Source organism: Bartonella sp. CE47NXGY (assembly GCF_042195415.1).
Taxonomy (GTDB): Bacteria; Pseudomonadota; Alphaproteobacteria; order Rhizobiales; family Rhizobiaceae; genus Bartonella.
This window is the reverse complement of record NZ_JBHIOI010000180.1, coordinates 1-960: the sequence shown is the minus strand read 5'-3', so window position 1 is coordinate 960 and position 960 is coordinate 1. Positions and strand designations below refer to the sequence as shown.

General features: G+C 44.6%; 1 pseudogene. It reads left to right on the top strand.

What is annotated here, in order from left to right:
- Nucleotide 1: 1 nt before the first annotated feature.
- A pseudogene (locus ACFIL3_RS10515) lies at nt 2-817 on the top strand (NADH-quinone oxidoreductase subunit H).
- The last annotated feature ends 143 nt before the right edge of the window (nt 818-960 follow it).

The following is a 960-nucleotide window of genomic DNA, read 5'->3' as shown; positions in this document are numbered from 1 at the left end:
CATGACTACAGCAAACCTTCTACTCCTTGTTGCATCCGCACTAACCGCTATAGCATTCCTCACACTTGTTGAACGAAAATTATTAGGTTATATACAACTACGCAAAGGACCCAACATTGTAGGCCCTTACGGACTACTACAACCCTTCGCTGATGCAATAAAACTCTTCACCAAAGAACCCCTAAAACCCTCAACATCCACCACTACACTCTACACCATCGCACCCGCCCTAGCCTTCTCCATTGCCCTCCTCCTATGAACCCCCCTTCCCATACCTAACCCTCTAATCAACTTCAACCTAGGACTCCTATTCATCCTAGCTATATCCAGCCTAACTGTCCACTCCATCCTATGATCAGGATGAGCATCAAACTCAAACTACGCCCTAATTGGAGCCCTACGAGCCGTCGCTCAAACAATTTCATACGAAGTTACCCTCACTATCATCCTGCTATCAGTCTTACTAACAAACGGCTCATTTAACCTCAGTATACTTATTACAACACAAGAACATCTCTGACTCCTCCTACCATCATGACCTTTAGCCATAATATGATTCACCTCCACACTAGCAGAGACAAACCGAACCCCCTTCGACCTCATAGAAGGCGAGTCAGAACTAGTATCAGGCTTTAACATTGAATATGCCGCAGGCCCATTCGCCCTATTCTTTATAGCCGAATATATAAACATTATTATAATGAACGCCCTAACAACTACAATCTTTCTAAGCACATTCTACCCCACCCACTCACCAGAATTATTCACAACATGCTTTACCACCAAAACACTCCTCCTAACCTCTCTATTCCTATGAACTCGAGCAACATACCCCCGATTCCGCTACGACCAGCTCATACATCTACTATGAAAAAACTTCCTTCCACTCACACTAGCATTTCTCATATGACACATCCTCACACCCATTGCAATCTCCCGCATTCCCCCCCAAACCTAGAA